Origin of the sequence: Streptomyces sp. URMC 124 (genome assembly GCF_051386455.1) — a bacterium.
Taxonomy (GTDB): Bacteria; Actinomycetota; Actinomycetes; order Streptomycetales; family Streptomycetaceae; genus Streptomyces.
In genome coordinates this window covers 1-716 of record NZ_JBPQTS010000345.1, presented here as the reverse complement: position 1 = coordinate 716, position 716 = coordinate 1, and the positions used below count along the sequence as shown (strand labels likewise).

The following is a 716-nucleotide window of genomic DNA, read 5'->3' as shown; positions in this document are numbered from 1 at the left end:
ACCCGCTCGTACGCCCCGCGGACCGCGGCCGCCGTACCGCCGAGGCCGAACCGCTCGTGGTGGGCGGCCAGCCACTCCATCAGGGTCGCGCGCTGCCGCAGCAGGGAGCGGGCCTGGCGGAGGTCGAAGGCGTACCAGTCCTCCGGGCCGACGACGCTGTCCAGCACCATCGGGCCCACGCGCTGCGGGAACAGCGCCGCGTAGGCCGCGCCGAGGTAGCTGCCGTAGGAGACGCCGAGGAAGCCGGTGCGCTGCTCGCCGAGCGCGGCGCGGACGGCGTCCATGTCGCGGGCGGTCTCCTCCGTCGACAGGTGCGGGAGGGCCGCGGGTCCGACGCCCGCCGCGCAGTCGCCGGCCAGGCGGCGCAGGGAGGCGAGGTGTGCCTGCTCGGCGGCACGGTCGCGCGGGACGGGGTCGGGCGCGGGCGCCGCGAAGAGGCCGCCCATCGCGCCGCAGTCCGCGGGGGAGCTGCGGCCGGTGCCGCGCGGGTCGAAGCCGACGACGTCGTACGCGCGCCGGACCCGTTCGGGCAGCTTGGCGCGCTTGGTGACGGCGTACGGCAGCCCGGAGCCGCCGGGCCCGCCCGGGTTGACGAGCAGCACCCCGCGCCGCTCGGCCGGGGTGCCGGTGGCGCGGACGCGCGAGACGGCTATGGACAGGTGCGGGCCGCGGGGCCGGGCGTGGTCGAGGGGGACGTCCAGCGTGCCGCACTCGAC

1 protein-coding gene is annotated in these 716 nt (G+C 78.6%); it reads right to left on the bottom strand.

Annotated elements, in window-relative coordinates; genetic code table 11:
* Nucleotides 1-716: alpha/beta fold hydrolase (locus ACSNOG_RS32860; RefSeq protein WP_436756350.1), on the bottom strand; the 716-nt coding region annotated here is incomplete at both ends.